Origin of the sequence: Amycolatopsis roodepoortensis (assembly GCF_024628825.1) — a bacterium.
Taxonomy (GTDB): domain Bacteria; phylum Actinomycetota; class Actinomycetes; order Mycobacteriales; family Pseudonocardiaceae; genus Amycolatopsis; species Amycolatopsis roodepoortensis.
The window spans coordinates 8,707,271-8,732,525 of record NZ_CP102415.1 but is presented as its reverse complement, the minus strand read 5'-3'; the positions used below and the strand labels follow the sequence as shown (position 1 = coordinate 8,732,525).

Sequence of the window (25,255 nt, the reverse complement as noted above, 5' to 3'; positions counted from 1 at the left end):
TCGTCACCACCGCGCCGTATTCGGTTCGAAGCTTCCCACGAACTTCCGCATATAGGTCACGTCATCCCGTTTGGTCTGTCCACTTCGGACATAGTCTTCATGGGCCCGCGCCAGCGCGTCGGGGTCGAGTTCGACCCCCAGCCCCGGCTTGTCGGGCACCGCGACCGCACCGTCGACGAACTCCAGCGCACCCGGGGCGATGACGTCGGCCGTTTTCCACGGCCAGTGGGTGTCGCAGGCGTAGGTCAGATGCGGCGTCGCCGCGGCCACGTGCACCATAGCGGCCAGACTGATCCCGAGATGACTGTTCGAATGCATGGACAGCCCCACGTCGAAGCATTCCGCCGTGGTCGAGAGGGCTTGGGTGTCCCGCAGACCACCCCAGTAATGATGGTCCGAAAGTATGACGCCGACCGCCCGCTGCCGGAACGCCGGCTCGATGTCCGCGAAGCGCACGACGCACATGTTCGTGGCCAGCGGCATGTTCGCCTTCTCCGCGACCCGCGCCATGCCCTCGATACCCGGCGTCGGGTCTTCGAGGTATTCCAGGACGCCATCGAGTTCTTCGGCGACTCGGATCCCGGTCTCGACGGTCCACGCCGCGTTCGGGTCGATGCGGAGCGGGTGGTCCGGGAACGCGTCCGCGAGCGCGCGGATCCCATCCATCTCCTGATCGGGGTCGAAGGCGCCGCCCTTCAGCTTGATGGAGCCGAAGCCGTACTCCTCCACCATGCGGCGCGCCTCGCCGACGAGTGCCTCCGGCGTGGTGACTTCACCCCAGGAGTCCGCTTCGGCGCCGATGTGGGCGCCGAACTTGTAGAACAGGTAGGCGGAGAAGTCGACGGCGTCACGCGCCTTGCCGCCGAGCAGGTCCACCACCGGCCTGCCGAGGTAGTGGCCCTGCGCGTCGAGCGCGGCCACCTCGAACAGGGAGTACACGCTGGCGACGGTCTTGCTGACGGAGAAGCCGCCGGTGAGGCCGTGCGCGTCGGCGAAGACGACCTCGCCGAGCGTGGTGGCGACCTTCCGGCGGAGGCCGGGCAGGTCGAACACGTCGTGCCCCTTGAGTTCCGGGAGCACCTTCCGGACCTGGTCGAGGAACGCGAGGTCACCGTAGGACTCGCCGAGGCCGACCACACCGTCCTCGCAGATCAGCTGGACGACACCGCGCAGCGCGAAGGGCTCGTGCACGCCCATCGCGTTGAGCAGCGGAGGGTCGGCGAAGGCGACCGGGGTCAGGACGACGTCGAGAACCTTCATCGTCAGGCACCGGCCTCGACGGACTTGAGGACGGCGAACCCGTCGTCGATGATCTTCTCCAGGCGGGCGATCTGGTCCGCGGTGGGCTCGACCAGCGGCGGCCGGACCGAGCCGACCTTGTCACCCCGCAGGCGCGCGGCGGCCTTGACCAGCGACACGGCGAAGCCCCGTCCCTCGTCCCGCAACGCCACCAGCGGAAGGTAGAACCCGGCGAGCAACGCCTCCATGACGGCGTCGTCGTTCTCCGCGAGCGCGCGGTGGAAGCGGGCCGCGATCTCCGGGGCGAAGCAGTGCACGGCCGAGGAGTACCGCGCCACGCCGACCGCGGAGTAGGCGCGCGCGGAGACCTCCGCCGTCGGGAGACCGTTGAAGAACAGGAAATCCTTGGCCCGGTCGGTCCCGGCGGAGCGGATCGTGGTGATGATCCGGCTCATCAGCTCGACGTCGCCGAAGCCGTCCTTGATGCCGACCACCGACGGGATGCCGAGCAGGTCTACGGCCGAGTCCGGGGTGAACACGCCGGTGGACCGGTGGTAGACGATCACCGGGATCGAGGAGTCCCCGACGGCGTACCGGACGTGCTCGACCAGGCCTGACGGCGGACCGGTGACCAGGTACGGCGGCAGGAGGAGGACGCCGTCCGCGCCGCCCGCCTCCGCCGCCGCGATCCCGGCGCGGGCCGACGCCGCGCCTCCGCCCGCGCCGACCCACACGGGCACCCGCCCGGCGACGACCTCACGAGCCTTGCGCAGGATCGCTGCGTGCTCGTCCGGGGACAGCGAGCTGAATTCGCCCGTACCGCAGGCGACGAACAGCGCGCCGGCCCCGGCGGCCACATGGCTCTCGACGGTTTCCGCGAACGCGTCGAGGTTCAGTTCCAGCCCCTCGGTGAAGGGGGTCAAGGGGAACGCCAGTAGGCCGTCGAGTTCGATCTTGCGCTCTGCCATGGATTTCTCTTTCGTTCTTTGTGGATGGTCCCGGGTACGGGCCCGGTCAGGCGGGCACGGTGGTGCCGTCCTGCGACTTGGTGGGTGTGACGTCGTCGTCGCGGTCGATCGTGTCGATGATCTCGTCGGTGGCGGCCGTGCGCTCGGGCATGAGGTAGCCGAGCCCGATGAACAGCCCCAGCGAGACCAGGATCGGGGTGGACACGGTGACCGCGAGGGTGGCCTTGAAGCCGTAGTAGGCGATCGCGTAGGCGATGAGACCGCCCGCCCACGAGACCAGCGCCGCGCGGGATCCGGAACGGCGGAACCACGGGAGCATGCCGAGCAGCAACGGCACCGAGATCGGGCCCATCAGGGCCGCGACCCAGAGCACCACGATGCCGAGCACACCGCCGAGTTTGGGGGCCTGCGTGGCGACCGCCATGGTCAGCACGATGAAGATCGCGGTCGTGATGCGGGCGGCCAGCAGCCCCTGCGCCTCGGTCCACCGCCGGGTCTTCTTGATCAGCACCGGCAGCATGTCGCGGGTGATGACCGCGGAGATCGCGTTCGCGTCGGACGACACCATCGCCATCGTGTGGGAGAAGATGCCGGCCAGCACCAGCCCGATCAGGCCCGGCGGCAGGAACGTCGTCGTCATGATCGCGTAAGCGTTGTCCGGGTTCTGGATGTCCGGGATCAGCAGCGGCGCCGCGAACATCGGGAACATCATGAACAGGGGCCACACCAGGTACAGGATCGAGGAGAGCCGCGCGCCCCGGCGTGCCGCGTGCGTGTCCGGCGCGGCCATGTAGCGCTGCGCCAGGTTCCACATACCGCCGTTGTACTCCAGGGTTTTCACCAGCACGTAGACGAGCAACACCACGGTGGTGAACTTCGACGTGGTCGGGTTGAGGTGGCTCGGCGGGAGGTCGCCCCACATCGTCCACAGACCCGAGACGCCGCCGAGTTTGCCCAGCACCACCCAGAGCATGGCGATGGCCGCGATGGCCTGGATCACGAACTGGCCGAAGTCGGTGAGCGCGTCGGCCCAGAGACCGCCGACGGTGCAGTAGACCAGCGTGACCGAACCGGTGATGATGATCCCCCAGGTGTAGTCCACCCCGGCGAAGACGTTGAGGATCGTGGCGATCGCGAACCACTTCGCCGCGATGTCGAAGATCTTCAGCAGGCTGCCGCTCCACGCGAGCGCCTGCTGCGTCGGGACGTTGAACCGCCGCGCGAGGTACTCGAGCGGGGACGCCACCCCCAGCTTCGACCGGAGCCTGTTCCACCGGGCGGCGAACAGCCAGCTGCCGATCCCGACGCCGATGCCGATGCTGGCCATGCCCCAGAAGTAGACGGTGATCCCGCTCGTGTAGGCCACGCCCGCGTAGGCGACGAACAGCACCGCGCTGTAGCCGGACATATGGTGCGAGATCCCGGTCAGCCACCAGGGCATTCGCCCCCCGGCGGTGAAGAAGTCCTTCACGTCGTGGATCCGCTTGTGCGACCACCAGCCGATCACGACCATCAACGCGAAATACGCGCAGACCATCGCCCAGTCGAGTACGTGCACCGTTGACTCCTCTCCGCGTTCACGAAGGCCCAGCCCGACCTGTTCACATCCATGAACGGAGTCTGTTATAGTGATTATGTTCATCCATAAGAACGCTGTTCGGGACGCTAATATGGCCGGAGTCACAAGTCAACGGCCGGATGGAGGAGCGCGGATGCCACAGCAGGAAGCCGCTGTCACCGTGGCGAACGGCGCGCCCGCCGCCGAACCCGCCGGGGTCAAATCGGCCAGGCGGGCGATCGACCTCATCGAGACCTTCGCCGCGAACGACGTGTGGCTTTCCCTGTCGGATCTCCACGCGCGCACCGGTTTCCCCCGGTCGAGCCTGCACGGGCTGCTCCGCACCCTGCTCGAAGCAGGCTGGCTGGAGGTGGACCCGAACACCGCCCGCTACCGCCTCGGCGTCCGCGCGCTGATCTGCGGCACGGCGTATCTGGACCGCGACCCGGTCGTCCCGTACGCGACCGAGGCGCTGGAGCGGATCCGGGAGAAGACCGGCTACACCGCGCATTTCGCGCGCCGCGAAGGCACCGACGTCGTCTACCTGGAGACGCGCGAGTCCCGGCACTCGACGCATCTCGTGTCCCGCGTCGGCCGCACGCTGCCCACCCACGCGACCGCGCTGGGGAAGGCATTACTGGCCGAACTGACGCACGACGAGATCGACGGGCTCTTGACCGGAGAGCTGTCGGCGCTCACCCCGAACACCATCACCAGCGTCGAAGCGCTGCACGCCGAATGCGCGAAGACCCGCGAACGCGGCTATGCCTCGGAAGTCGAGGAAGGCAGCCTCGGCGTGCGCTGCGTCGCGGCCGTGATCCCGTACCGCATCCCCGGCACCGACGCGATCAGCTGCTCCATGCCGGTCACCGAAGTCACCGACGCCGACGCCCGGCGCGTCGGCGAACTCCTCGCCGAAATCACCGCGGAACTCGGCCAGCAACTGCGCCGCGCCGGTATCCGCTGATCATCCCGTACTTCCTTCACTGACAAGGGGTTCACATGGCAGAGCAGCGCGTCCTGATCACCGGCTCGGCGGGTATCGTCGGCACCCTGATGCGGCCGCGGCTACGCCGGCCCGGCCGGGTGCTGCGGCTGCTCGACCTGGCCGCGCAGCCCGAAGCCGCGGGCGGCGAGGACGTCGAGCTGATCACCGCTTCGGTGACCGACCCGGAGGCGATGGCGGAGGCCTGCGCCGGCGTCGACGCGTTGATCCACCTCGGCGGGCACAGCCGCGAGAACTCGTGGGAAGCCACCCTCGACGTCAACATCAACGGCACCCACACCGTCCTCGAAGCCGCACGGGCCGCCGGTGTGCCGCGTGTGATCCTGGCTTCCAGCAACCATTCCGTCGGCTTCCGCCGCAACGACGAAGCGGGCGAGGACGGCCTCCCCGCCGACTCCACGCCCCGGCCCGACACCTACTACGGCGTCAGCAAGGCGGCCATCGAAGCACTCGGCAGCCTGTACCACTCGCGGTTCGGCATGGACGTGATCGTCATCCGGATCGGCTCCTGCTTCGAAAGCCCGCTCGTCCTCGGCCCGCGCGGCCTGACGACCTGGCTCTCCCCCGACGACGGCGCGCGCCTGTTCGAGGCGTGCCTGAGCTACCCCTCCCCCGGCTACCGGCTGATCTGGGGCGTCTCGGACAACACGCGCCGGGTCTACTCGCTCGCCGAAGCCGAGGCGCTGGGCTACAAGTCGCTCGACAACGCGGAGACCTACGCCGACCAGCTGGCGGACATGCCCGCGCCGACCGGGATCGCGGCGGAGTACGTCGGCGGGCCGTTCTGCACCGCGCCGCTGGGGGCGCACAACCCGCTCTGAGGTCTCGGTTCACGTTGGGTGACGGGTGTGTGGGAATAGGGACGTTGAATGTCCCTGTTTCCACACACCCCTCTCCGGATCAACCGGTCAGACACCGCGGTCTACTGCTGGACGTAAGGGACGCCGGGTGACAGAGGCGCGAGGTGCCGTGAACGTGCGCCTGCCTTCGTCCTTCCCTGAACCCGCCACGTGAAGCGTCGCCACCACCTAGGATCACCTCGGCGCGGTCCGGACGTCACGACCTCCGGCGGGGAAGCTGTGGAAGGCAGGTATGTCAACCTTTACGTTCGCGAGCATTGACGTCATCCCGCGGGTATTGCAGCTCGTCGTGGGTCTGCTCGGCTTGATCCTTTCGATCAAAGCCCGGTCCCGCGGAGTCTCCGGCCTGATGGTGGGTGCCTTCGTGCTCATGCTCGTCGCGACGGCCGCGGGCATCATCTGGCGGTTCGTGTCGGTGAACGTGCCGTCCTGGGCCTCGTCCGGCGGCCTCTCCGTCGACGAGATCCAGTGGATCTTCATGGGTGTCAGCATCCCGCTCGACGCCGTCGCGCTGCTCTCCTGGCTCCTGGTCGCCATCGCGGTCGCCAAGAGCGGGAATCCGTCTCGGCAGCAGCCTGGCTTCGCGCCCAACCCAGGACCGGTCAACTATCCGATGACGCCACAGCCGGGGTTCCAGCCGCCACAGCCCGGCTACCCGCAGTCCAACCCGCCGACTCAGCAGCCACCGAGCTGAGACCCACGTACACGATCAGGCCCGTTCGATCCCGAACCGGGCCCGATCGTGTGTTTCCAGTGCCTCGCTACGACGCCCACTCGTACAGGCTGTAGTGCATGAACTTCAGCCTGCATTGATATTTGGGCCACCAGTCCTTCTGCACGCCATACCTCCCCCAGGCGTGGCAGTTGGCGCGGGCGGCCCACATGCTGACGCCGTCCACGAACCAGTAGCGCGCGTGCGCCCACTGCCAATGTCCCTTCTGTGCCTCGGCGGCGACGCCGCCGCTCGGCGTACCAGCGGTCCCGGCCATCGCCGGAGCGGTCATCACGCTCGCCGATGCACCCGCTATCAGCAGCGCCGTCGCGAGACGTACGAAGATGAGTTTGAGCGACATCATTCTCCTTCCGTGAATCGCCGGATCCCGTTCGGGCCAACGACGCCAGGATGGCTGGACCTCACAGGTGATCCAAGGCCTTTTCGCTGGAGGGAAAAGGTCAGCGCACTGAGACCTCCATCCCGTTGCGCGAGGCGGCATTTCATGGCTCACAGGGGCGGAGCCGACCCAGTTTCAACACCGTGACCTGCACCAATCCGCCCTACAGCCGCAGAACGAGTCCGCAATAGAGACCTTTCTGTTGCATGGCACAGAATTTCGTGCCCCCATGAGCACGCCGATAGCTTCGAATCCATGGAATGGAGCTTTCACTCGGCCGAAGAAATCATTGCCGCGTTGCGCGCCGGCGCGGTGACATCGGCGGAATTGACCGACGAGGCGATCACCAGGATCGAGGGCGACGACAAGGTGATCAACGCGATCTGCGTGCCGGACTTCGACCGCGCGCGGGCCGCCGCGCACCGTGCCGACCAGGCACGCGCGCGTGGTGAGGACCGGCCGCTGCTCGGCGTCCCCGTGACTGTCAAGGAGTCGTACGACATGGCCGGGCTGCCCACGACGTGGGGCATGCCGCCGCACCGCGACCATATGCCCGCCGAGGACGCGGTTCAGGTGTCGCGGCTCAAGACCGCGGGCGCGGTGGTGCTCGGCAAGACCAATGTCCCGTTGGGACTGCAGGACATCCAGAGCTTCAACGAGATCTACGGCACCACCGTGAACCCGTGGGATCATGGTCGTACACCGGGCGGGTCCTCCGGCGGCTCGGCGGCGGCACTGGCGTCCGGGTTCGGCGCTCTGTCCATCGGCTCCGACCTCGCCGGCTCCCTGCGCACGCCCGCGCATTTCTGCGGCGTCTACGCCCACAAGCCGACGCTCGGACTGGCGGCCGTCCGCGGCATGGTCCCGCCGTCCGAGCCTGCCTTCCCGGCCGACCCCGACCTCGCTGTCGTCGGTCCGATGGCGCGGGCCGCGCGCGACCTCGCGCTCCTGCTCGACGTCATGGCCGGACCGGACCCGCTGACGTACGGCGTGGCGCATCAATCGGCGCTGCCGCCCGCCCGCCACGAGCGGCTCCGCGATTTCCGGGTCCTGGTCGTCGACGACCATCCGCTCATTCCGACCGGGGCCGCCGTGCGGGCGGGCGTGCACCGGGTGGCCGACGCGCTCGTCGGCGGCGGCGCCCGCGTCGCGTTGCGTAGTCCTCTGCTGCCCGATCTGGCCGAGGCCGCGAAGCTCTACATGGAGTTGCTGATTTCGGGCTCCGTCGCGCGTTTCCCCATCGAATCACTCGAGAAGCTGCGGGCCGACGCGGACGACAAGAGCCTTGACGCCGTTCGGCTGGACGCCATGCTGTTCAGCCACAGCGACTGGATGGAGGCGGACAAGCGCCGGGAGGTCCACCGCCACGGCTGGCGGCGGCTGTTCGGCGAGTTCGACGCCGTGGTGTGCCCGATCACGCCGACGCCCGCCTTCCCGCACGACCACCACCCCAATCCGATGGAACGGCACATCGACATCGACGGCGTCGAGTACCCGTACTTCGATCAGCTCGTCTGGGCGGGCCTGGCCACCATGCCGGGCCTGCCTGCCACCGCCATACCGGCGGGCCGATCTCCCGAGGGCCTGCCGGTCGGCGTGCAGCTGATCGGTCCGATGTTCGAAGACCGCACCCCGTTGCGGCTGGCCGAACTACTCGAACGGGAGATCGGCGGCTTCCAAGTACCAGGCGGCGGCGTGCGATAGGTTGCCGGCCATGACCCACCTCGGTCACGTCGTCTGGCCACCCACCCCGATCAAGACCGAGCGGCTCGTCCTCCGCGGGTCCGAGGCCCGTGACCGCGCGGCGTTCATCGAGCTCTTCGCCTCACCAGAGGTGGGCACGTACATCGGCGGCGCTCGACCACGTGAGGAGCTCGAGCGCACGAGCCCCGCGATTCCGGGCAGGCGACCGGGACTGTTCGTCATCGAGCTCGACGGGTCGCTGATCGGCATGATCACGCTCGATCAGCGTGACGCGGAGCGCCCGGGGCATATCCGTCCGGATGCCGGGGAGACCGAACTCGGCTACCTGCTTTTGCCGCGGGCGTGGGGACGCGGGTACGCCACCGAGGCCTGCGCGGCGGCACTCGACTGGTTCGCCGAGGCGCTTCCTGACGAGCCGGTCGTGCTCTGTACGCAGACCGCCAACGAAGGCTCGATGCGCCTCGCGGCGAAGCTCGGGTTCACTGAAGTGGACCGATTCGAGGAGTACGACGCGGAGCAGTGGTTCGGTGTCCGGTACCCGCCTTCCCGCTGAGCGCACGGAACTCGTGAGTGGTGAGGACGGTTCTAACCGTCCTCACCACTCACGAGGCGGAAATCGTGTCAGCCCACCGCGATCGACTGGAACGTCACCGGGATCCGCGGCGGCCCGGTCCCGTCGCCCGGCCCCTTCGAGTCGTCCACGCCACCGCGCGCGACCTTGTCCAGCGTCTGGAGGCCGGCGTCCGAGATGCTCCCGAACACCGTGTACTCCGGCGGCAGCTCGGCTTCTCCGTAGACCATGAAGAACTGGCTGCCGCCCGAGTTCGGCGCCTGCCTCTTCGCCATGGCGAGAATGCCCCGGCCGTACTTGATCTGGGGGAAGACCTCGTCCGGGATGGTGTATCCCGGCCCGCCCATTCCGGAACCTTCAGGGTCGCCGCACTGGAGCATCTGCAGTCCCGAGGTACCGAGCCGGTGGCACGAGGTTCCGTCGAAATATCCCTGCTGCGCCAGCGAAAGGAAGCTCGCCACGGTGCACGGCGCGAGCCCGCGGTCCAGCGTCAACCCGATGTCACCGGCGGTCGTCTTGACCGTGACCTCCGACGTCCCGGACGCCGGGGTCGGGCCCGCCGCGGGCGGGTTCGCCTTCTTCGGCACCGAACCGGTGGAATCCGCCGGGTAGGCGCAGTCCGTCGGATCCGCCAGCGGCGCTGTGCGTTTCGGCAGCTCGGCACGCCCGGCCGGGATCTGCACCGGGCTCTGCGTCGTCGTCTCCTCGGAGCTGGACGTCGGAGCCGGCGAGGACGACGACGACACGGCCGCGCTCGTGTCCTTCGAGTCCGGCAGGAAGAACCCCGGCGCCACGAAGCCGGTGATCGCCACGACGGCGACGATCACGACAAGTCCCAGCGCACCCAGGCCGACCCAGAGCACCGTCTTGTTCGACGACGGCGGCGGCTGTTGCGGCGCGCCGTACCAGCCTTGCTGCTGGTACGGCTGCTGCGGATAAGGCTGCTGGTACTGCGGAGCCCCGGGGTCGGGCGCCTGGCCTTCGGGCTCGCCCGGCTGCGGCGGCTGGGACATCTGTGCTCCTGTCGTCCGGAAGAAGTACAGGAACACTCTCGCGTATCGCCGCTCACGACGTCACGGCATCCCCCATGGTGCGCTGGTCCCGTTCGACGGGACGGGCCGGATCTCGAGGTCCGGCCGGTCGCCCGCGCGGTGCACGACGGCCTCCTCCCCACGCCGCAGGTCGACGTGGACGTCGCCGTTCGGCGACCGCCGCCAGCGTTTCGGCCGCCCCCACCGGTCGCGGACGGTCAGCTCGCCGTCCATGTCCGTCCGAAGCACGCACGGCGCCCCCGCCTCGCTGGTGATCTTGACCCAGCGGGTCTTCCCCGCCTGCCGGGAAGCGGTGACCAGGAACGCGCCCTCCGTCCGGAAGTCGCGCAACGCGGCGTCGGCCCAGGCGGCGGGCACGGCCGGGAACAGCCGGATCACCCCGCCCCAGCTCTGCACGAGCATGTCGTGCAGCGACTGCGCGGCTGAAAGCGGCGTCTCGATCACCGGGCCGGATTCCTTGTACATCGTGTTCGGCTGGATGTAGCGCCGCTGCAGTTCGCCGAGGTAGAACGCCGCCTTCTCGCCGCGCAGCATCTGCGCCGACATCGACGCGGCGCCGGTGAACGTGTAGCCCTGCAACGCGCCTTCGAAGCCCACCCAGTGGTCGAGCGAGGTCTCGATGATCCGCCGATGCTCCGGCCGCTCCCAGGTGATCTCGTACAGCGGGTAGATCTGCAGCAGATGCGAGTAGTGCCGATGCGATTTCGCGAACGGCACCCCCGCGCCGATCATGTAACCGTTGGTGTCGGCCGGATACGGGACCAGGGTGGCCAGCACCTCCCGCCACCGCCCGGCGAGCGGGTCGTCGACGCGCAGTTCCGCCGCCGACTCCAGCAGGGTCTTGCAGCCCCAGCGGATCAGCGCGAGATCGTAGTTGCAGTCCGGCGCGTTCACGCCGTACTCCGGCGAGAACGTGGCCGGGAGATGCAGTTTGCCGTCCGGCCCGGGCGCCAGGAAGTGGAGGTAGTAGTTGATCGCCTTGCGCAGCAGCGGGAACAGGGTGTCCCGCAGGAGGCGCCGGTCCATCGTGTGCCGATAGGACAGCCAGACGTTGTGCAGCGCCCAGGTCAGATTGCCGACCTCCGGAGTCGGCGTCTCCTTGCCGGGGATGCCCACCGGGAAGCCTGCGTTCGTCCCGACGGCGCCGTTGAGCAGGGTCATGTCGGTGGTGCGCGGGATACCCGCCGAATCGTGCTGGTAGGGCTCGGCGACCTGGCTCGTCAGGTTGGCCCGGAACCTGTCGAGCGCGTGGCTCACCGCGTCCAGTTCGAGATGATTGGACCCGTGGATGAGCCAGTACTCCAGCTGGACGTTCAGGTTCCACCAGGTCGCGGGCCACGGAGTCGGCTCCAGCCACGGTCCGCAGGTCGCCATCACCGGCGCTTCCCGGCGCGCGGCGGAGGCGATCTTGTACAGCTGGATCCAGTAGAAGCTCTGGAGCCGAGTGTCCGGAACGGACAGGAAACCGTGCCGATAATAGTCGTGCCACCAGCGACGATGCCCGGCCGTCAACGCGGAGAACGGCTCTGCCCGGCGGACCGTCTTCAACGCCTCTCGCGCGGCCGTCCGCTTCGGGAACGACCACGCCACGGACGTGTACAGCGTCCGCTTCGATCCACGGGTGACCTCGCGCCACGCCGTGACGTGCTCCCCGCCGGACAGCAGGGTCTGCACGGAAAGCCTGGCGTCGCCGCTGCTTTCCAGAGTCGCGGGCGGATTTGCCACGTACCCGGCTGGCGGCGGCTTCCCGAACTTCGGATCGGTTCTCGGGCTCACCGCCTCGGCCGGATGGAAGATCCATTCGAAGCCGCGCTCCCCCTCGGTCGGCTCGATCTCGACGGCCAGCAGCGACTGTCCGGTGTGGACGATCGCGCGCAGTGAGAGACTGCCCGCGGCCGTGGTGATCGTGCCCCTCAGTTCGGCGTTCCAGAGGTCCATCCGCCAGTCGATCCCGGTGATGGCGCCGACCGGTTCGAGGGTGAAGTACCCGATCGGCAGCCGCGCGAGCCCGAACAGGGAGCCGAACTCCGGCCGGTGATCCTGCACCTCGCTGTGCTGGACGTTGAACCGGACGGCGTTCCGGCCCGGCTCGGCGTAGATGCCCGAGCCGAGGAAACCGTTGCCCAGGAAGGGGCCTTCGTACCAGGTCTTCGGCATGCGGCGCCAGCTCAGGTCGGCCGCGCCGAGGAACCCGGGCCAGTCGATACCGCCGAGCGCGAAGTCGTTCTCCACCGCCGAAGCCGACGGCGCGAACCCGGCCGCCGCCACGCCCGCCAAGGCCCCGCCGAGCATCGTCCTGCGAGTGATGTCCATCCTCAGATCCCCCATGCCGGAGTTCCACGATCACCAGGAACGTCCCGTGGCTCCAGCACCGGACGTGTGCCGCGTCGCGTGACGACGGCCGTCCCGCCGCGGCCGAGCGGGATCGAGATCGTGCCGGGGCCCGCGTGCCGCCAAGGAAGCCGCCGTCCGCGCCCGTCACGGACCTCGATGTCACCGGGGATCCCGTGCCGCAGCGTGAGCGGCTCCCCCGCCTCGCTGCGGACGCGGACCCATTCGGTCGCGCCGTTCGCGCGAGATGCGTCCACAAGAAAGGCGCCCTCCGCACGCAAGCTCTCGAAGGACGCGTCGGGCCACGTCGACGAGACCGACGGAAAGACCTTGAGCACTCCGTGATCACCCTGCAGCAGCATGTCCACTATGGACTGAGCGGCGGTGATGGGACTTTCGATCGCGAGGTTCGCACCCTCGCGGTACATCGTGTTCGGTGTCAGCTGCGTGTTGGCCACGACGGTCCCGTCGAGGAAGATCTTCAGATACCGCAGGGCCTCCTCCGGCGCGTCCATCACGGAGCTCATCGACGATGCCGCCGCGAAACTGTAGCCGTGCCATTTCTCCTGCGCGGCGGACCAGTGCGCGAAGGTGCGGCGCATGATGTCCCGGTCGCCGGGACGGTCCCAGAGCTTCTCACGCAGCGGATAAAGCCAGAGCAGATGAGAGAAGTGCCGATGCGAGTCGGCCAGCGGGACACCGTCGCCGATCAGCACGCCCTGCGCCGGATCCTGGTGGTAGGACACCAGTTTCTCGCCGATCTCCCGCCACGCCGGTACCCGCGGGTCGTCGATCCGCAGCTTGGCCGCCGATTCGACGAGGGTGCGCGCGGCCCAGCGGATCAACGAGAGGTCGTAGGTGCAGTCGGCCGCGTCGGCGTACTCGGGTGACCTCGTCATCGGCAGGTGCAAGGCGCCGTCCGGGCCGGTGGCGAGGAAGTGGCGGTAGTAGTTGAGCGCCTTGGCGAGCGTCGGATACAGCACGTCCCGCAGGACGCGGACGTCCATGCTGTGCCGATACGCGAGCCAGACGTTGTGCAGGCCCCAGATCAGATTGCCGGTCTGGTCGTTCTTGGTGGCGGGGCCAGGGATCCCGACCGCGCGGGTGCCGCCCGGCCGCAGCCGCCAGTCCCCCGGATGCGAAAGGGCGTACGTGTCACCGTCCCGGTAAGCGGGAGGGACCGAGAGTTCGAGGTTGGCGTGGTCGCGGCGGAACGTCGCGGTGACGGCGTCGAGTTCGGGATGGTTGCTGCTGTTGACGATCGGGTACGTGACCTGGACGTTGAGGTTCCACCACACCGCCGTCCAGCTGTTGCCGGCCTCCGGGAACCACGGGCCCCATTCGGCGACGACCGGTCCGTTCGCACGGGTGGCGCAGGCGGTCTTGTACAGCTGGATCCAGTAGAACCGCTGGATCCGTTTGTCCGGAACGGATACGAAACTACGGCGGTAGAAGGCGTTCCACCAGCGCCGATGGCCGGCGACGAGCCCGTCCGGGTGCACCGCCGACGCTCGGTGGACCCTCCTGATCGCCTCGGCGGTGTGGGTCGGCTCGGGGAACGCGTACGCGACCGTCGCCGCCAGGAGTCGTCGCGTGCCGATCTTCCGCTCACGCCACGCCGTCGTGTACCCGCCACCCGCGTGGAGCGGCTGCTCGCAGTAACGGACCTCGCCCGCACTGGCGAGCGTCGGATCGGGATTCGCCGTGTACTCCGGCGGTTTGCGGATCGTCCTGGTCGTCGCCGATACGAGGGGCGTGAACCCCCATTCCGCGGACGCCTCCCCGGTGAGCGAGACGAGGAGGAGGTCCTGGTCGTTGTGGACCAGCGCGGAGAACCGCACCGAACCCCGGGTGGTGGTGATCGTGCCGCCGAGTTCGGCGTTGTACAGGTCCAGGTGCCAGTCCACCGCGGTGATCGCGCCCTCGAAGGTGAGGGTGAGGTAGCCGATCGGGAGCCGCGAGTACCCGATGGCCGCTTCCCACTGCCCGCGCTGGTCCTGGACCTGGGAATGGCCGAGCATCACCTTGAGGACGTTCGGCCGCGCGTCCGCGTAGAACTGCACGCCGAGGAAGCCGTTGGCGAGGAACGGGCCCTCCTGCCAGTTCTTCGGCATCCGCTTCCAGGCCATGCGCGCGTCGTCGACGATCCGGCGGTGGACGTCCTGTCCGGCGAGCGCCGGCGGAGCCCCCTGAGCCCACAGCCCACCGAGCGTGGCCGCCCCCGCCGCGACCCTCAGCATCGATCGTCTGGACAGCTCGGCCATGGGTCGCCTCCAGATTCATACTACGTTTATCGCAGCTCAAGTCCTGGCGACCGGCATGTTTCCAGAAATAGTCGAGCTTTGGCCACCCCCTTCACTCGCGCAGCCGTACATACATCGGATGTATTACTGGACAATTCACTGCTTGTTGAGCAAGCGCGCCTTCAGTGTCCGGACGGCCGCGTCGGACACGCCACGCTGCCGGGCCCAGCCCGCGAAGCCACCGAAGTCGTCCTCGACGCTGTCCAGCAAGGCGGTGATCGTGCTCTCCGTGCACCGGAACAGTTCCTCCGGCAAGCCGAGCGGCCGGAACCGCTCGATCACCCGGGGAAGGCTGTACGCGCTGCGCAGGTAGTCATGGACGATCAGCTCGCGCGGCGCACCGGCGAGCCCGAGCGCGAGCGCCGTGACGACGCCTGTCCTGTCCTTGCCCGACGCGCAGTGCACCACGACGGGACGGGCCAGCAGGACGGCCAGGATCTCGATGGCGATCGGGAGGTTCTCGTCGTGCCGGAGATGATCGACGTAGATCTCCTCCAGCGCGCTCGACCGTCCGCTTTGGACGGTCCGCAACGGCACGTTCACATAGCGGACGCCGGGTAGTTCCGCCCTGCCCTCGCCGACCGTCTCGGCGCTGGAGCGGAGATCGAGCACACTCTCGATACCGAACCGGCCGAGCATGAGCTCCTTGTCGGTTACGGTCAGCGCCTGCAAGGTGTCGCTGCGGAACAGCCGCCCCGGCCGGATCGGCCCGCCGCCGGTGTCGCGGAAGTTGAACGCGCCGGTGAGCGCGGAAGCCACCGCGGTCACCGGGAATCCCCCACCGTCTCGCCGAACGTGATGGTCCCCGCCGAACCGTCGACGGTGATCACCTGGCCGGTGACGATCTGAGTCGTGGCGCCGGGAACGCCGACCACGGCCGGGATCCCGTGTTCCCTGGCCACGGTGGTGCCGTGGGAGATCATCCCGCCCGTTTCGGTCACCAGCGCGGCGGCCGTCAGGAACAGCGGCGTCCAGCCGGGGTCCGTCGTCGCGGCGACCAGGATCTCGCCTGGTTCGATCCGCGCGCCGTCCGGATCGTGGATCACCCGCGCCCGGCCGGTCGCCACCCCGGCGGCCGCCGCCAGCCCGGTGAGGTCGCTACCGTCCGAAGTGGATTCGAGGGCGGGCGCGGTGCCGTCGGACAGCACGACCGACGGCACCCGGGGCCGCCGGGATTCCCGCTCCCAGACCTCTCGCCGACGTGCCACAGTCGCGCGGAAGTCCCTGCTGTCCAAAGCTTCGCGAACCTCGGCGAGATCGAGGAACATCACGTCGCCGGCCCGTTCCAGCCGCTCCGCCCGCACGATCTCCTCGCCGATGAGGAGCAGTTGCGTCCGGAGGGCGGTGAAACCGCGCATGAGGCAGAACTTGGGGAACTCACGCAGCCCACGCAACCGCCTGGACCTCCGAAGCAGGAACCGCGCGAGCAACGCCCGGTGCAGCTTGGTCACCGGAAGCCGCTGGGTGAGCTCGACGATCCGCGCTTCGGCCGCCGCGGCCGCCTGCTCGAAGCGCGTCTCCGCGTCCTGCTCCTCGCCTTCCGCGCGAAGCAGGTTCGACAGCATCGCGAAGACCGGCTCGGGGTCGTCGGACCAGCGAGGCACCCCGAAGTCGATCTCCGAGGTCGCGCGGCAGCCGTACTCGGCCAGAAACTCGGCGACGCCGTGCTGGATCACCTCCGGCAGGGTCCCGGCGAGGTGCTTGGCGGCCAGTTCGTCGGGCGCTGTTTCCAGCAACAGCCGGAAGGCCTCCTCGTCGCGCCGGATCGCGGCCGCCGCCCGCCACAACGCCAGGTCCATCTCGGTGGTCGGATTGTGCGGGATCCCCCGGAAGACGGTGGCCACCTCGGCATCGCTCACGTACCCGCGCAGCAACTGCCCGGCCAGCTGCCCGCCTGTCCCGCCCGCGGTGTTGGCGTCGCGCGGGAGGTTCGCTTCGATCCGGCAGACGTCACTCCGGACCGATTCCACAAAGGACAGACGTTCCTCCGCCGTCGCCTCGGCGGGTCCGGCGAAGGCGGCGATCCGCCGCTCGGCGTCGCGGACGACCTCGGCGCGAGCCCGATCCGGCCACAGCCAAGCCGGGATCATCCGTTCCCAGCGGCGACGCCGTTTCTTCGGCGGGACGTCCTCCTCGGAACCGGGCGCCACCGAGGGGAACCGGCGATCACGGCCGAGCTGCTCGACGAGCCGTCCGGAAGGCGCGGCGAGACTGTCCACGAACGCGGACATCTTCGGCCGCTTCGCCGGGCTCCGCACGCCGTCGGTGATGTCCCAGTACAGCCACCCGTCCACGTCGGTGATCTCGGTGGAGAAGCCGAGCGCGGTCATGTACGCCGCCATCCCGCGCTGGCGTTCGCGGATCATGCACGCACCCATCGGTGTGAAGGGACGGTTGATCCCCTGATAGACGTTGACCGACCAGTACGCGCGCGGTTCCTCGCTCTCCGGGACCGGGAACAGTGTGGTGATATGCCTCGACTGGGTCAGCCACAGTTCGCCGTCACCGTTGAACGCCCACTCGACGTCCTGCGGCGCGCCGAAGTGCTTCTCCAGATGCCTGCCGACGGCCGCGAGTTCACCCAGCCGTGCCGGCGTCAGGCAGCCGTCGTCCGGGCCTTCGAGGGATTCGCCGTCGACGGTCAGCCGGTAGTGATCCGGGGTCACCGCACCGGAGACCACCGCTTCGCCCAGACCGGGAGCGGCGTCGACGATGTTCTCGGAACGCTTGCCCGACACCGGATTCGCCGTGTACAGCACACCGGCGCATTCGGCGTCGACCAGCCGCTGCACGATCACCGCGATGGCGGGATCGCGATCGGTGCCGTGTGCCGCCCGGTACCTGGTCGCCCGCTCCGACCAGAGCGAAGCCCAGCATCGGCGTACCGCCGCGAGCACCTCGCCGGAGCCCCGGACGTCGAGGAAGGTGTCGTACTGCCCGGCGAAACTGGCGTCCGGCAGATCCTCGGCCGTCGACGAGGACCGCACCGCGACCGCCGCCGGCTCAGCTCGCGAAAGCCGTTCGTACGCCTCGACGATCCCGGTTTCGAGCCGGGCCGGGATCGGCACGGTCAGGACGTGGGTCCGCAACCGGCCCGCCAGTTCGGCCAGGCGGCCCTCGTCGTCGGACGGCACACTGGTCAGCTCGCCGAGCAACCGCGGGCCCTCGCCGTCGGAGAGCACCTGCCGGTACGCGGCGGTCGTGACGCAGAAACCCTCCGGCACGGGAAAACCCGCCGAAGTCATTTCCGCGAGGTTCGCCGCCTTGCCGCCGACGAGGTCGCGCGGGATTCCTCCCGCTTCGGCGAGCTCGAGAATCACTTTCATTACCTCCAGGGGGTGTTTGCTTAGCCTAAGCTTGCATCCTCAACCTGGGTTGAGTTCAAATGATGACATGGAATCCGCATCGATCAGAGAGGTCGCCGACCGGTTCGACCTTCCGGTTTCGACCCTGCACTACTGGGAACGCCGCGGACTGATCAAGCCGCACCGGCGATCCGGCTGGCGTTACTACGACACCGACCAGCTCTACCGGATCGCCCTGATCCGGCTGTGGCGGGACACCGGCCAGCTCAGCCTCGACGAGATCGCGACCGTGCTCGCCGGGCGCACCGCCACGCACGACTGGCGGGACACGGTTTCGGCCCGTATCGAAGCCCTGGAGTCCCAGCTCGAAAAGCTCGCTACCGCGCGGACCTATCTGCGCCATCTGCTCCGCTGCCCCGAAAACACGCTGGAACGCTGCCCGGAGTTCCGGTCCACAGTGGAGCTTCCAGGCGCTTGACCTCAAGCCGGGTTGAGGAGGCAGGCTACCGGAGTATGACCGCCCGTGGCCTGATCGACACCACCGAGATGTACCTCAAAGCAGCCTACGAGCTGGAAGAGGACGGTGTCGTCCCGTTGCGCGCCCGGATCGCGGACCGGCTCGAGCAGAGCCCGCCGACGGTCAGCCAGACCGTGGCCCGCCTCCAGCGTGACGGTCTCCTCCTGATCGCGGAGGACCGGCGGCTGGAGCTTTCGCCGGAGGGACGACGGATCGCGGTGCGGGTGATGTGCAAGCACCGACTCGCGGAAACCCTGCTCTATCGGGTGATCGGGCTGGACTGGGTCCGGCTGCACGACGAGGCCTGCCGCTGGGAACACGTGATGTCCGACGCCGCCGCGCGCCGGATCTTCGAACTCTGCGGCAGGCCGCGGTTCAGCCCGTACGGCGGGCCGATTCCCGGATTGACCGTTCTCGGCCTGTCCGGGCTCGCCCCGGTGCCGGCGCCGCCGGGGATGCGGCCCGCCACCCATGCAGGAGGGCACGAGGTCCGGCTGCACCGGATCAGCGAACGGATCCAGGACGATTCCGCGTTCCTCGGAACGCTTCTGGCCGCGGGCCTCACCCCTGGTGCGCGGATGACGCTCACCCCGGCCGACGGACGACGGCTCGAAGCGCGTACGGCCACGGCGACCGTGCTCCTCGAGCGAAACCAGGCGTCGAAGATGATCGTCTGCGATCCCCCCGCACCGATTTCCCCGGTCCCGGCGCGCACCCGCTGCGTCGCCGGTCGCTGAGCCGTTCTTTCGCGCATTGCATATCGTTTTTCGAACAGGCGTGCGCGTTCCAGCCGAGCCAGGCAGTAAGATGTCATATGATCTGCCGATCTGATGTCCAGCTCCGGGGGCCGAAGGAGGGAGACCGCCATGCCACTTCGAGCGGCCAGTACAGCGAGACTCTCGTCCACTGTGGTCGACCAGTTCGAGGAACTGATCGAGACCGGCGAATGGCCGGTCGGCTCCCGTATCCCGCCGGAACAGGAGCTGGTCGAACAGCTCGGTGTCGGACGCAGCACGGTCCGCGAAGCCGTCCGCGCCCTTGAGCACGCCGGGTTGCTGGAGCCGCGCCGCGGCGACGGCACCTACGTGAGAGCACGGCACGGGCTGTCCGCGGCCCTGCTGCGGCGAACCCGCGCCGCGAACGTGCTCGAAGTACTCGAAGTCCGCAACAGCATCGAGCGCCAGGCCGCCAGGACCGCGGCGGAACGCCGGAACGCCGAAGACATCGCCCGGATCACCGAGGCCCTCGCCGCCCAGCACGAAGCACGCGACGCCGGGGACGAAGACGCTTTCCTCGCCGCGGACAACGAATTCCACGCGGCGATCATCGCCGCCACGCACAACGCGGTCCTGATCGAATTGTGGGAGGGCCTCAGCTACGCGCTCAGCAGCGGAGTGGCGACGGTGATGGCCGAGCTGCGCCGCGAGCACATCGACTTCCCGGATCACGACACCCTCGCCGAGGCCATCGCCGACGGCGACGCCGACCGCGCCGAACGGGCCGTCGCGGTGATCATCGACGCCGCCGTCGCGGTGCTGACCAAGGCACAGAACAAAACCGCTTCCCGCAAGAGGAAGAGCCCGCCGAAGCGCCGTTGAGCGCACCTGGCCGGTCAGCCGAGACGGATGGCCGGCCGGTACAGATCGAACCAATGATGGAGATCAAGAACCCGGTCCAGGCCGTGTCGCGTCTGGCCGGTCAACGTCGCCGCGTCGGCCTGGACGGCGTCGTACACCCAGTCCCGGTTCACCAGCTGGAAAACCGGCGAGTCGAGGTCCGCCAGCACCTGTTTCGCCTGTGACTGAAGCGCGACCGCGTATCCGATGTCCTGAGTGGACGGGTACGGGCTCTTCAGCCGCTCGGTGACCGAGGTCGGCAGAAGATGCCTCGTCGCCTGCCGCAACAGGCTCTTCTCCCTTCCATCGAAGTTCTTGAACGCCCACGGAGTGTTGTAGACGTACTCGACGAGCCGGTGATCGCAGAACGGGACCCGGACCTCCAGCCCCACCGCCATCGACATCCGGTCCTTGCGGTCGAGCAGCACCCGGACCCACCTGGTCAGGTTCTGGTGACAGATCACCCGCATCCGTTGTTCAAGGGCGTCGTCCCCCGGGAGTTGCTCGACCTCCGCGACCGCGGCGGCGTACTCGTCGGCGGCATAGGCGGGCACGTCGAGCGCTTCGCGGACGTCACGGCGGAGCAGGTTCTCCCGATCACTGGTGACCGCGTTGCGGAACACCAGCCACGGGAACATGTCGGTGGTGCGGGATTCCTCTTCGAAGAACCACCGGTAGCCGCCGAACACCTCGTCCGCCGCCTCGCCGGACAAGGCCACAGTGGACTGCCGCCGGATCGCCTTGAACAACAGATAGAGCGAGAGGTCGACGTCGCCGAGCCCGGACGGCATGTCCCGCGCCGCGACGCAGGCCCGGCGCACGTCGGGATCGGTGAGCTCGGCGGGGTCCAGCACGACGTTCTCGTGCACCGAACAGACGAGATCGACGACGTCGCGGATGAACGGCGAATCGGGGGCGTCACGCATCTCGTCCGGGCGGAAGTTCTCCTCCTGCCCGGCGTAGTCGACCGAGAACGTGCGCAGTGGCTCACCCGACTCCGCGAGCCGCGACGCCGCGATCCCGGTGACCGCGCTCGAATCCAGCCCGCCCGAGAGCAGAACACACCTCGGCACGTCGGAGACCAGCTGGCGGTGCACGATATCGGTCATCAGCTCGCCGACCCGCGCCACCGTCGCGTCCTGATCGTCGGTGTGCGAAGCGGTCCGCAGCCGCCAGTAGGTGTGCGAACGGATCCCGCGATCGTCGACGGTGACGATCGATCCCGGTTCGACCTCGTGCATGTCCTTCCACAGCGACCAGCCGGGTTTCTTGGTGAACGCGACCAGTTCGCGCAGGCCGTCCGCGTCGACGACCCGCGGCGCCCGCGGGTTCGCCAGGATCGCCTTCGGCTCCGAACCGAACAGCACCCCGCCGGAGGTCGCTTGGTAGTAAAGGGGCTTCACGCCCATGCGATCCCGGATCAGCACCAGCTTCGCGGTGCGGGAGTCCCAGACGGCGAAGGCGTACATGCCGTTCAGCCGCTCCGCGACCCCCGCTTCCCATTCCAGGTAACCGCGCAGAACCACCTCGGTGTCGCTGTCGGTGTGGAACCGATGCCCCTTGTCCCTCAGTTCCTTCCGGAGCTCGGTGTAGTTGTATACCTCACCGCTGTACACCAGCGCCACCTCACCGGCCGGGGTACCGGCCGACATCGGCTGCACACCGCCGGGCAGGTCGATCACCGCGAGCCTGCGGTGCCCGAGCGCGGCGTGGCGGTCCAGCCAGACACCTCCGGCGTCCGGACCGCGGCAGGACATCGTCGCCGTCATCGCGTCGAGGATCGGTCGCTGGCTCCGCAGGTCGTCTTCGAACGACACCCAGCCGGTGATTCCGCACATTTCGCCTCCCAGTAACCGTGGTGTCAGCCGAAAACGGGTTCCGCGGTCCGCGTCCGCTTCAGCTCGAAGAAATACTCGAATCCAGTGAGCGCCCGGACGCCGTCGAAGATCCGGCCGGCGGCCTCACCGCGCGGGACCTGGGCGAGCACCGGGCCGAAGCAGGCGCTGCCGTCGATCCGCACGACCGGCGTGCCGAGGTCGGGCCCGATCGCGGTCATCGCCTCGTCGTGACTTGTGCGGATCGTGGCGTCGAGCGCCGTGTCCGTTCCGGCCTCGGCCAGTCCGGCGGGGAGCCCGGCCGCTTCGAGGGCCAGACCGGTGACCTCGCGGTAGTCCTCGTTCCCGCCGGGATGGATACGGGTGCCCATCTCGGTGTAGAGGGGTTCGACGACCTTATCGCCGTGGTCACGGGCGGCGGCCGCGATGACCCGCGAGAGGTACCAGCCCTCGCGCATCATCACTTCGTACTTTTCGGGCAACTGGTGGCCTTCGTTCAGCACGGCGAGGCTCATCAGGTGGAAGCGCAGATCGATCTCGCGCACTTCGGCCGCTTCGAGCAGCCAACGCGAGGTCTGCCACGCCCACGGGCAGATCGGGTCGAACCACAGGTCGGCCCGGACGGAGGTTTCGGTCATCGCTCTCCTCGTTTCTGGAGACAAGGCGGGTTCGCGTGGTTTGGAGACCGGACTGGCGGGGCGTGCCGGCCCGGGTGGTCGCGGCCGTGGCCGAGAGGGCGGCGGAGTCGCGAAAGCCACTTTCGGGACACCAAGCGTCGCGAAAGTGGCTTTCGCGACGCACACCTCGGCCACGGGGTTCAGCGAAAGCCACTCTCGCTAGGCGAAGGAAGCCGGGGTGTAGGCGCCTTCGGTCCGGGCGGCCTCGAGCACTTCCGGGTAGATGACCGACTTCGGGCGGTCCCCCGCCACGATGACGATCATCAGGCTCTCCTCCGTACCGGGAGCGGCCGCCAGATTGGTGAACCGGCGCTGGAGCCCGGCGGGCAGGGAGATGACGTCGAACGGGCCGAGGTCGACGTACAGGTCGTCCTCGTCGTTGCAGCGGAACCGCCAGGTGCCGCTCAAGGGGATGAACGTCTCGTTCGTGTCGTGGTTGTGCAGGATCGTGCCGTTCCCCGGCGTGGCCTTGATGTAGGCGAGGTTGAATCCCTCGGCGATGTCGATCGGCGCGTTCCCCGAACTCTTCGCGCCGATCGGGGAGATCACCTGTTCGTCGTCGGCACCGTTCCGCTCCGGCGGCCGGAAACCGATCACGTTGAACATCACCCGCGCGCAGCCCGCGAGCACCGTGTCCGGGGCGCCACCGTCCGTCCCGGCCAGGTCGGTGAACCTGGCGACCCGGGCGCGGAGGTCATTCTCGCTGAACCGGATACTGGCCATGAGGTCGCTGGACATTCCCGTCTCCGATCTTCGAACGTCGGTCGATCACTGGGGTTTTCCCGTTGCTTCCGGATTCGATGGTGGTGAGCACGAGGCTGTGTGCGGGAACCACGACGCCGTCCCCGATGGTCACGGGGCCGAGCACCGTCGCCTTGGCGCCGACGACCACCCGGTCGCCGATACGCGGATGCCGGGCCTCGCCCTCGGCCCTGGCGTTGTCGCGCCAGAAGCCGATAGCGCCCAGCGTCACCTGCTGATAGAGGGTCACGTCGTCGCCGATGACGGCGGTTTCGCCGATCACGACGCCGTGCCCGTGGTCGATGAAGAAGCGCCTGCCGATTCGGGCGCCGGGATGGATTTCCACCCCGGTAAGGATTTTCGCCGCGTTCGACAGCAGCCGGGCGAGGATCCGGTGGCCGCGGCGATGCAGCCGGTGCGCGAGCCGGTGACTCCAGACCGCGGGCAGCGCGGGATGGCAGAGCGCCTCCAGGCGCGAGGTCACCGATGGGTCTTTGTCCATTGTGGTCGCGAGATCCTCACGCAACCTGATGAGGGACCGCCGCATGTCATCCGGCCGTCTGCTCGGCCTTGACCCAATCCTCCTCGGGACCGGCGTCGGCGAACAGGGTCACGACGACCTGGCCGGGGCCGAACCGTTCGGCGACCTTTTTCGCGCTCAGCCAAGCGGCCGCGGCGGAGGCGCCGATCGAGGTACCGGTGAGTTTCCGGTACTCCACCATTCCCCGCAGGGATTCGGCGTAGGTGACGTGCAGGTGTTCCGCACCGGGGAGCTGGGTGTCGACGAAGGGCTGACGCAGCCCGTTGCCGAACCCGCCCGCCCCCGCGAACCGCGGCTCGGAATGTGGTGCCCGCTCGGTGCCGTACGGCATTTCCGACGGCGTGACACCGGCGACCACGAGGTCCGGCCACCGCGTGCGCAGCGCGCGGTGGACTCCGGCCAGCGTTCCGCCGGTGCCGATCGCACCGACCCAGGCGGCGGGCCGATGCTCGCCGAGCTGGTCCAGGATCTCTTTGCCGGTACCGAATTCGTGGGCCGCGACGTTGGCCGTGTTCCGGTGTTGCACGAGCGGGGTGAGCGAGGGATCTTCGGCGGCGATCCTCTCGCACACCTTGATCATTCCGAGCAGGCCGCCCGCCGCGTCGGCGAGTTCGATCTCCGCACCCGTCTTCTCCATCGCGGCCAGCAGGCTCGGTGGGATGACCGACGGGACCACGAGCCGGGTCGGGATCCCCGCCAGTTCGCCGAGACCGGCGAGCGCACGGGCCATGTTCCCGGCGGAGGCGTCCAGCAGTTTCAGCGGCTCCGGCCCGGTGTGCGCGGTGATCGCCCGGCAGACCAGCGCGAACGCGGTGCGGTCCTTCACCGAGCCGAACGGGTTGGCGAATTCGTACTTCGCCAGCACTTTCGCCCCGCCCGGCGGGCCGGGGACCTCGACCAGCGGGGTGTCGCCGAGCCGTCCGGCGAACTCCTGCAGGCCGGAATGCCTGCCCAGCGCGATCGAGTGATCCGGCGCCTCGGTGAGCGGTTCTTCCACAGTGAGAGCGATCTCTGGCTGAGCGGTATCGGTCATGCGAGTCCTTCCCCAGGCGCCACTCGAGCAGCGCGACGATCAGCGCGGCGTGGTGTTCGGGTGCGGATCCCTCGGCGGATCCGGATTCTCCGGTGGCGGAAAACGCTCGTACCGGTGGTCCGCGGGACAGGGCCGCCGGCTTGACGGCCGCGCGCGGGACCTGGTTCAGGCTAGCAAGTAAACACCTGCTCTGTCGAACATCAGACGTTCAGTCATCCGCTTGCCCGATGCGCACACGAACAGGTGATCCGGTTCGCCCGAGTTGACCTCAACCCGGGTTGAGGGT

Annotated in this window: 22 protein-coding genes; 8 read left to right on the top strand and 14 right to left on the bottom strand. The window is 68.6% G+C overall.

Going from position 1 to position 25,255, the window contains the following annotated elements:
• Positions 1-3: 3 nt before the first annotated feature.
• From NQK81_RS41970 to NQK81_RS41960, 3 genes are read right to left on the bottom strand one after another with little or no spacing between them, the layout of a single operon-like run.
• Positions 4-1,260, bottom strand: coding sequence for a glucarate dehydratase family protein (locus NQK81_RS41970; protein ID WP_257485922.1), 1,257 nt, complete (start codon positions 1,258-1,260; stop codon positions 4-6).
• Between the two features lie 2 nt (positions 1,261-1,262).
• Positions 1,263-2,207, bottom strand: coding sequence for a 5-dehydro-4-deoxyglucarate dehydratase (locus tag NQK81_RS41965; protein WP_257485921.1), 945 nt, complete (start codon positions 2,205-2,207; stop codon positions 1,263-1,265).
• Between the two features lie 46 nt (positions 2,208-2,253).
• The gene (locus tag NQK81_RS41960) at positions 2,254-3,765 is read right to left on the bottom strand and encodes a sodium:solute symporter family protein (RefSeq protein WP_257485920.1); all 1,512 of its coding nucleotides are present in this window, start codon (positions 3,763-3,765) and stop codon (positions 2,254-2,256) included.
• Between the two features lie 154 nt (positions 3,766-3,919).
• Here NQK81_RS41960 and NQK81_RS41955 point away from each other — a divergent pair, with 154 nt between their 5' ends.
• From NQK81_RS41955 to NQK81_RS41945, 3 genes are all read left to right on the top strand, one after another.
• On the top strand, positions 3,920-4,732 hold the full coding sequence (locus NQK81_RS41955) for an IclR family transcriptional regulator (RefSeq protein WP_126736773.1): 813 nt from the start codon (positions 3,920-3,922) through the stop codon (positions 4,730-4,732).
• Positions 4,733-4,767: 35 nt separating this feature from the next.
• Positions 4,768-5,592 (top strand): NAD-dependent epimerase/dehydratase family protein, encoded by an 825-nt coding sequence (locus NQK81_RS41950; RefSeq protein ID WP_257485919.1) that lies wholly within the window; start codon positions 4,768-4,770, stop codon positions 5,590-5,592.
• Positions 5,593-5,863: 271 nt separating this feature from the next.
• Positions 5,864-6,325, top strand: coding sequence for a hypothetical protein (locus NQK81_RS41945; protein WP_257485918.1), 462 nt, complete (start codon positions 5,864-5,866; stop codon positions 6,323-6,325).
• 67 nt (positions 6,326-6,392) lie between these two features.
• On the opposite strand, the gene NQK81_RS41940 is transcribed toward NQK81_RS41945, so the two are convergent.
• Complete coding sequence (locus tag NQK81_RS41940; RefSeq protein ID WP_257485917.1) at positions 6,393-6,704, bottom strand: hypothetical protein; 312 nt, start codon at positions 6,702-6,704, stop codon at positions 6,393-6,395.
• 294 nt (positions 6,705-6,998) lie between these two features.
• On the opposite strand from NQK81_RS41940, the gene NQK81_RS41935 reads away from it, so the two are divergent.
• Positions 6,999-8,447, top strand: coding sequence for an amidase (locus NQK81_RS41935; RefSeq protein ID WP_257485916.1), 1,449 nt, complete (start codon positions 6,999-7,001; stop codon positions 8,445-8,447).
• Positions 8,448-8,457: 10 nt separating this feature from the next.
• On the top strand, positions 8,458-9,000 hold the full coding sequence (locus NQK81_RS41930; RefSeq protein ID WP_257485915.1) for a GNAT family N-acetyltransferase: 543 nt from the start codon (positions 8,458-8,460) through the stop codon (positions 8,998-9,000).
• A gap of 68 nt (positions 9,001-9,068) precedes the next feature.
• Here the strand turns inward: NQK81_RS41930 and NQK81_RS41925 are convergent, their stop codons facing one another.
• The 5 genes from NQK81_RS41925 to NQK81_RS41905 all read right to left on the bottom strand — a co-directional run bounded on the left by NQK81_RS41925 (position 9,069) and on the right by NQK81_RS41905 (position 18,030).
• Positions 9,069-10,031 carry a peptidylprolyl isomerase gene (locus NQK81_RS41925; protein WP_257485914.1) on the bottom strand — a complete coding sequence of 321 codons (963 nt, stop codon included), beginning with the start codon at positions 10,029-10,031 and terminating at the stop codon, positions 9,069-9,071.
• 60 nt (positions 10,032-10,091) lie between these two features.
• Entirely contained in the window at positions 10,092-12,383 is a 2,292-nt protein-coding gene (locus NQK81_RS41920; protein ID WP_257485913.1) for a glycosyl hydrolase family 95 catalytic domain-containing protein, read from the bottom strand.
• Between the two features lie 2 nt (positions 12,384-12,385).
• Positions 12,386-14,665, bottom strand: coding sequence for a glycosyl hydrolase family 95 catalytic domain-containing protein (locus NQK81_RS41915; protein ID WP_257485912.1), 2,280 nt, complete (start codon positions 14,663-14,665; stop codon positions 12,386-12,388).
• A 135-nt stretch (positions 14,666-14,800) separates the two neighbouring features.
• A complete protein-coding gene (locus NQK81_RS41910) occupies positions 14,801-15,472 on the bottom strand; it encodes a tyrosine-protein phosphatase (RefSeq protein ID WP_257485911.1) in 672 nt (223 codons plus the stop codon).
• Positions 15,469-18,030 (bottom strand): PEP/pyruvate-binding domain-containing protein, encoded by a 2,562-nt coding sequence (locus NQK81_RS41905; protein WP_257485910.1) that lies wholly within the window; start codon positions 18,028-18,030, stop codon positions 15,469-15,471. The genes NQK81_RS41910 and NQK81_RS41905 overlap by 4 nt, the downstream gene beginning before the upstream one ends.
• Before the next feature lie 67 nt (positions 18,031-18,097).
• On the opposite strand from NQK81_RS41905, the gene NQK81_RS41900 reads away from it, so the two are divergent.
• From NQK81_RS41900 to NQK81_RS41890, 3 genes are all read left to right on the top strand, one after another.
• Complete coding sequence (locus NQK81_RS41900; protein WP_037348190.1) at positions 18,098-18,487, top strand: MerR family transcriptional regulator; 390 nt, start codon at positions 18,098-18,100, stop codon at positions 18,485-18,487.
• 35 nt (positions 18,488-18,522) lie between these two features.
• A complete protein-coding gene (locus NQK81_RS41895; RefSeq protein WP_257485909.1) occupies positions 18,523-19,263 on the top strand; it encodes a metal-dependent transcriptional regulator in 741 nt (246 codons plus the stop codon).
• Between the two features lie 129 nt (positions 19,264-19,392).
• Entirely contained in the window at positions 19,393-20,124 is a 732-nt protein-coding gene (locus tag NQK81_RS41890; RefSeq protein ID WP_257485908.1) for a FadR/GntR family transcriptional regulator, read from the top strand.
• A gap of 14 nt (positions 20,125-20,138) precedes the next feature.
• Here NQK81_RS41890 and asnB read toward each other — a convergent pair whose 3' ends face one another.
• The 5 genes from asnB to NQK81_RS41865 form a co-directional block, all read right to left on the bottom strand.
• Positions 20,139-21,980 carry an asparagine synthase (glutamine-hydrolyzing) gene (asnB, locus tag NQK81_RS41885; protein ID WP_257485907.1) on the bottom strand — a complete coding sequence of 614 codons (1,842 nt, stop codon included), beginning with the start codon at positions 21,978-21,980 and terminating at the stop codon, positions 20,139-20,141.
• A 23-nt stretch (positions 21,981-22,003) separates the two neighbouring features.
• Positions 22,004-22,615 carry a mycothiol-dependent nitroreductase Rv2466c family protein gene (locus tag NQK81_RS41880; RefSeq protein ID WP_257485906.1) on the bottom strand — a complete coding sequence of 204 codons (612 nt, stop codon included), beginning with the start codon at positions 22,613-22,615 and terminating at the stop codon, positions 22,004-22,006.
• 198 nt (positions 22,616-22,813) lie between these two features.
• Positions 22,814-23,392: a cupin domain-containing protein gene (locus NQK81_RS41875; RefSeq protein ID WP_257485905.1), complete on the bottom strand. Its 579-nt coding sequence runs from the start codon at positions 23,390-23,392 to the stop codon at positions 22,814-22,816.
• A complete protein-coding gene (epsC, locus tag NQK81_RS41870) occupies positions 23,349-23,879 on the bottom strand; it encodes a serine O-acetyltransferase EpsC (protein WP_257485904.1) in 531 nt (176 codons plus the stop codon). Before epsC ends, NQK81_RS41875 begins: the two co-directional genes overlap by 44 nt.
• A 64-nt stretch (positions 23,880-23,943) precedes the next feature.
• Positions 23,944-24,969 (bottom strand): pyridoxal-phosphate dependent enzyme, encoded by a 1,026-nt coding sequence (locus NQK81_RS41865; RefSeq protein ID WP_257485903.1) that lies wholly within the window; start codon positions 24,967-24,969, stop codon positions 23,944-23,946.
• Positions 24,970-25,255: the final 286 nt, after the last annotated feature.

What these genes read in the sequence shown, in the direction of transcription:
- NQK81_RS41970 (WP_257485922.1), bottom strand. Translation starts at nt 1,260, where the DNA reads ATGAAGGTTCTCGACGTCGTCCTGACCCCGGTCGCCTTCGCCGACCCT.
- NQK81_RS41965 (WP_257485921.1), bottom strand. Translation starts at nt 2,207, where the DNA reads ATGGCAGAGCGCAAGATCGAACTCGACGGCCTACTGGCGTTCCCCTTG.
- NQK81_RS41955 (WP_126736773.1), top strand. Translation starts at nt 3,920, where the DNA reads ATGCCACAGCAGGAAGCCGCTGTCACCGTGGCGAACGGCGCGCCCGCC.
- NQK81_RS41950 (WP_257485919.1), top strand. Translation starts at nt 4,768, where the DNA reads ATGGCAGAGCAGCGCGTCCTGATCACCGGCTCGGCGGGTATCGTCGGC.
- NQK81_RS41945 (WP_257485918.1), top strand. Translation starts at nt 5,864, where the DNA reads ATGTCAACCTTTACGTTCGCGAGCATTGACGTCATCCCGCGGGTATTG.
- NQK81_RS41940 (WP_257485917.1), bottom strand. Translation starts at nt 6,704, where the DNA reads ATGTCGCTCAAACTCATCTTCGTACGTCTCGCGACGGCGCTGCTGATA.
- NQK81_RS41935 (WP_257485916.1), top strand. Translation starts at nt 6,999, where the DNA reads ATGGAATGGAGCTTTCACTCGGCCGAAGAAATCATTGCCGCGTTGCGC.
- NQK81_RS41930 (WP_257485915.1), top strand. Translation starts at nt 8,458, where the DNA reads ATGACCCACCTCGGTCACGTCGTCTGGCCACCCACCCCGATCAAGACC.
- NQK81_RS41925 (WP_257485914.1), bottom strand. Translation starts at nt 10,031, where the DNA reads ATGTCCCAGCCGCCGCAGCCGGGCGAGCCCGAAGGCCAGGCGCCCGAC.
- NQK81_RS41920 (WP_257485913.1), bottom strand. Translation starts at nt 12,383, where the DNA reads ATGGACATCACTCGCAGGACGATGCTCGGCGGGGCCTTGGCGGGCGTG.
- NQK81_RS41915 (WP_257485912.1), bottom strand. Translation starts at nt 14,665, where the DNA reads ATGGCCGAGCTGTCCAGACGATCGATGCTGAGGGTCGCGGCGGGGGCG.
- NQK81_RS41905 (WP_257485910.1), bottom strand. Translation starts at nt 18,030, where the DNA reads ATGAAAGTGATTCTCGAGCTCGCCGAAGCGGGAGGAATCCCGCGCGAC.
- NQK81_RS41900 (WP_037348190.1), top strand. Translation starts at nt 18,098, where the DNA reads ATGGAATCCGCATCGATCAGAGAGGTCGCCGACCGGTTCGACCTTCCG.
- NQK81_RS41895 (WP_257485909.1), top strand. Translation starts at nt 18,523, where the DNA reads ATGACCGCCCGTGGCCTGATCGACACCACCGAGATGTACCTCAAAGCA.
- NQK81_RS41890 (WP_257485908.1), top strand. Translation starts at nt 19,393, where the DNA reads ATGCCACTTCGAGCGGCCAGTACAGCGAGACTCTCGTCCACTGTGGTC.
- asnB (WP_257485907.1), bottom strand. Translation starts at nt 21,980, where the DNA reads ATGTGCGGAATCACCGGCTGGGTGTCGTTCGAAGACGACCTGCGGAGC.
- NQK81_RS41880 (WP_257485906.1), bottom strand. Translation starts at nt 22,615, where the DNA reads ATGACCGAAACCTCCGTCCGGGCCGACCTGTGGTTCGACCCGATCTGC.
- NQK81_RS41875 (WP_257485905.1), bottom strand. Translation starts at nt 23,392, where the DNA reads ATGTCCAGCGACCTCATGGCCAGTATCCGGTTCAGCGAGAATGACCTC.
- NQK81_RS41865 (WP_257485903.1), bottom strand. Translation starts at nt 24,969, where the DNA reads ATGACCGATACCGCTCAGCCAGAGATCGCTCTCACTGTGGAAGAACCG.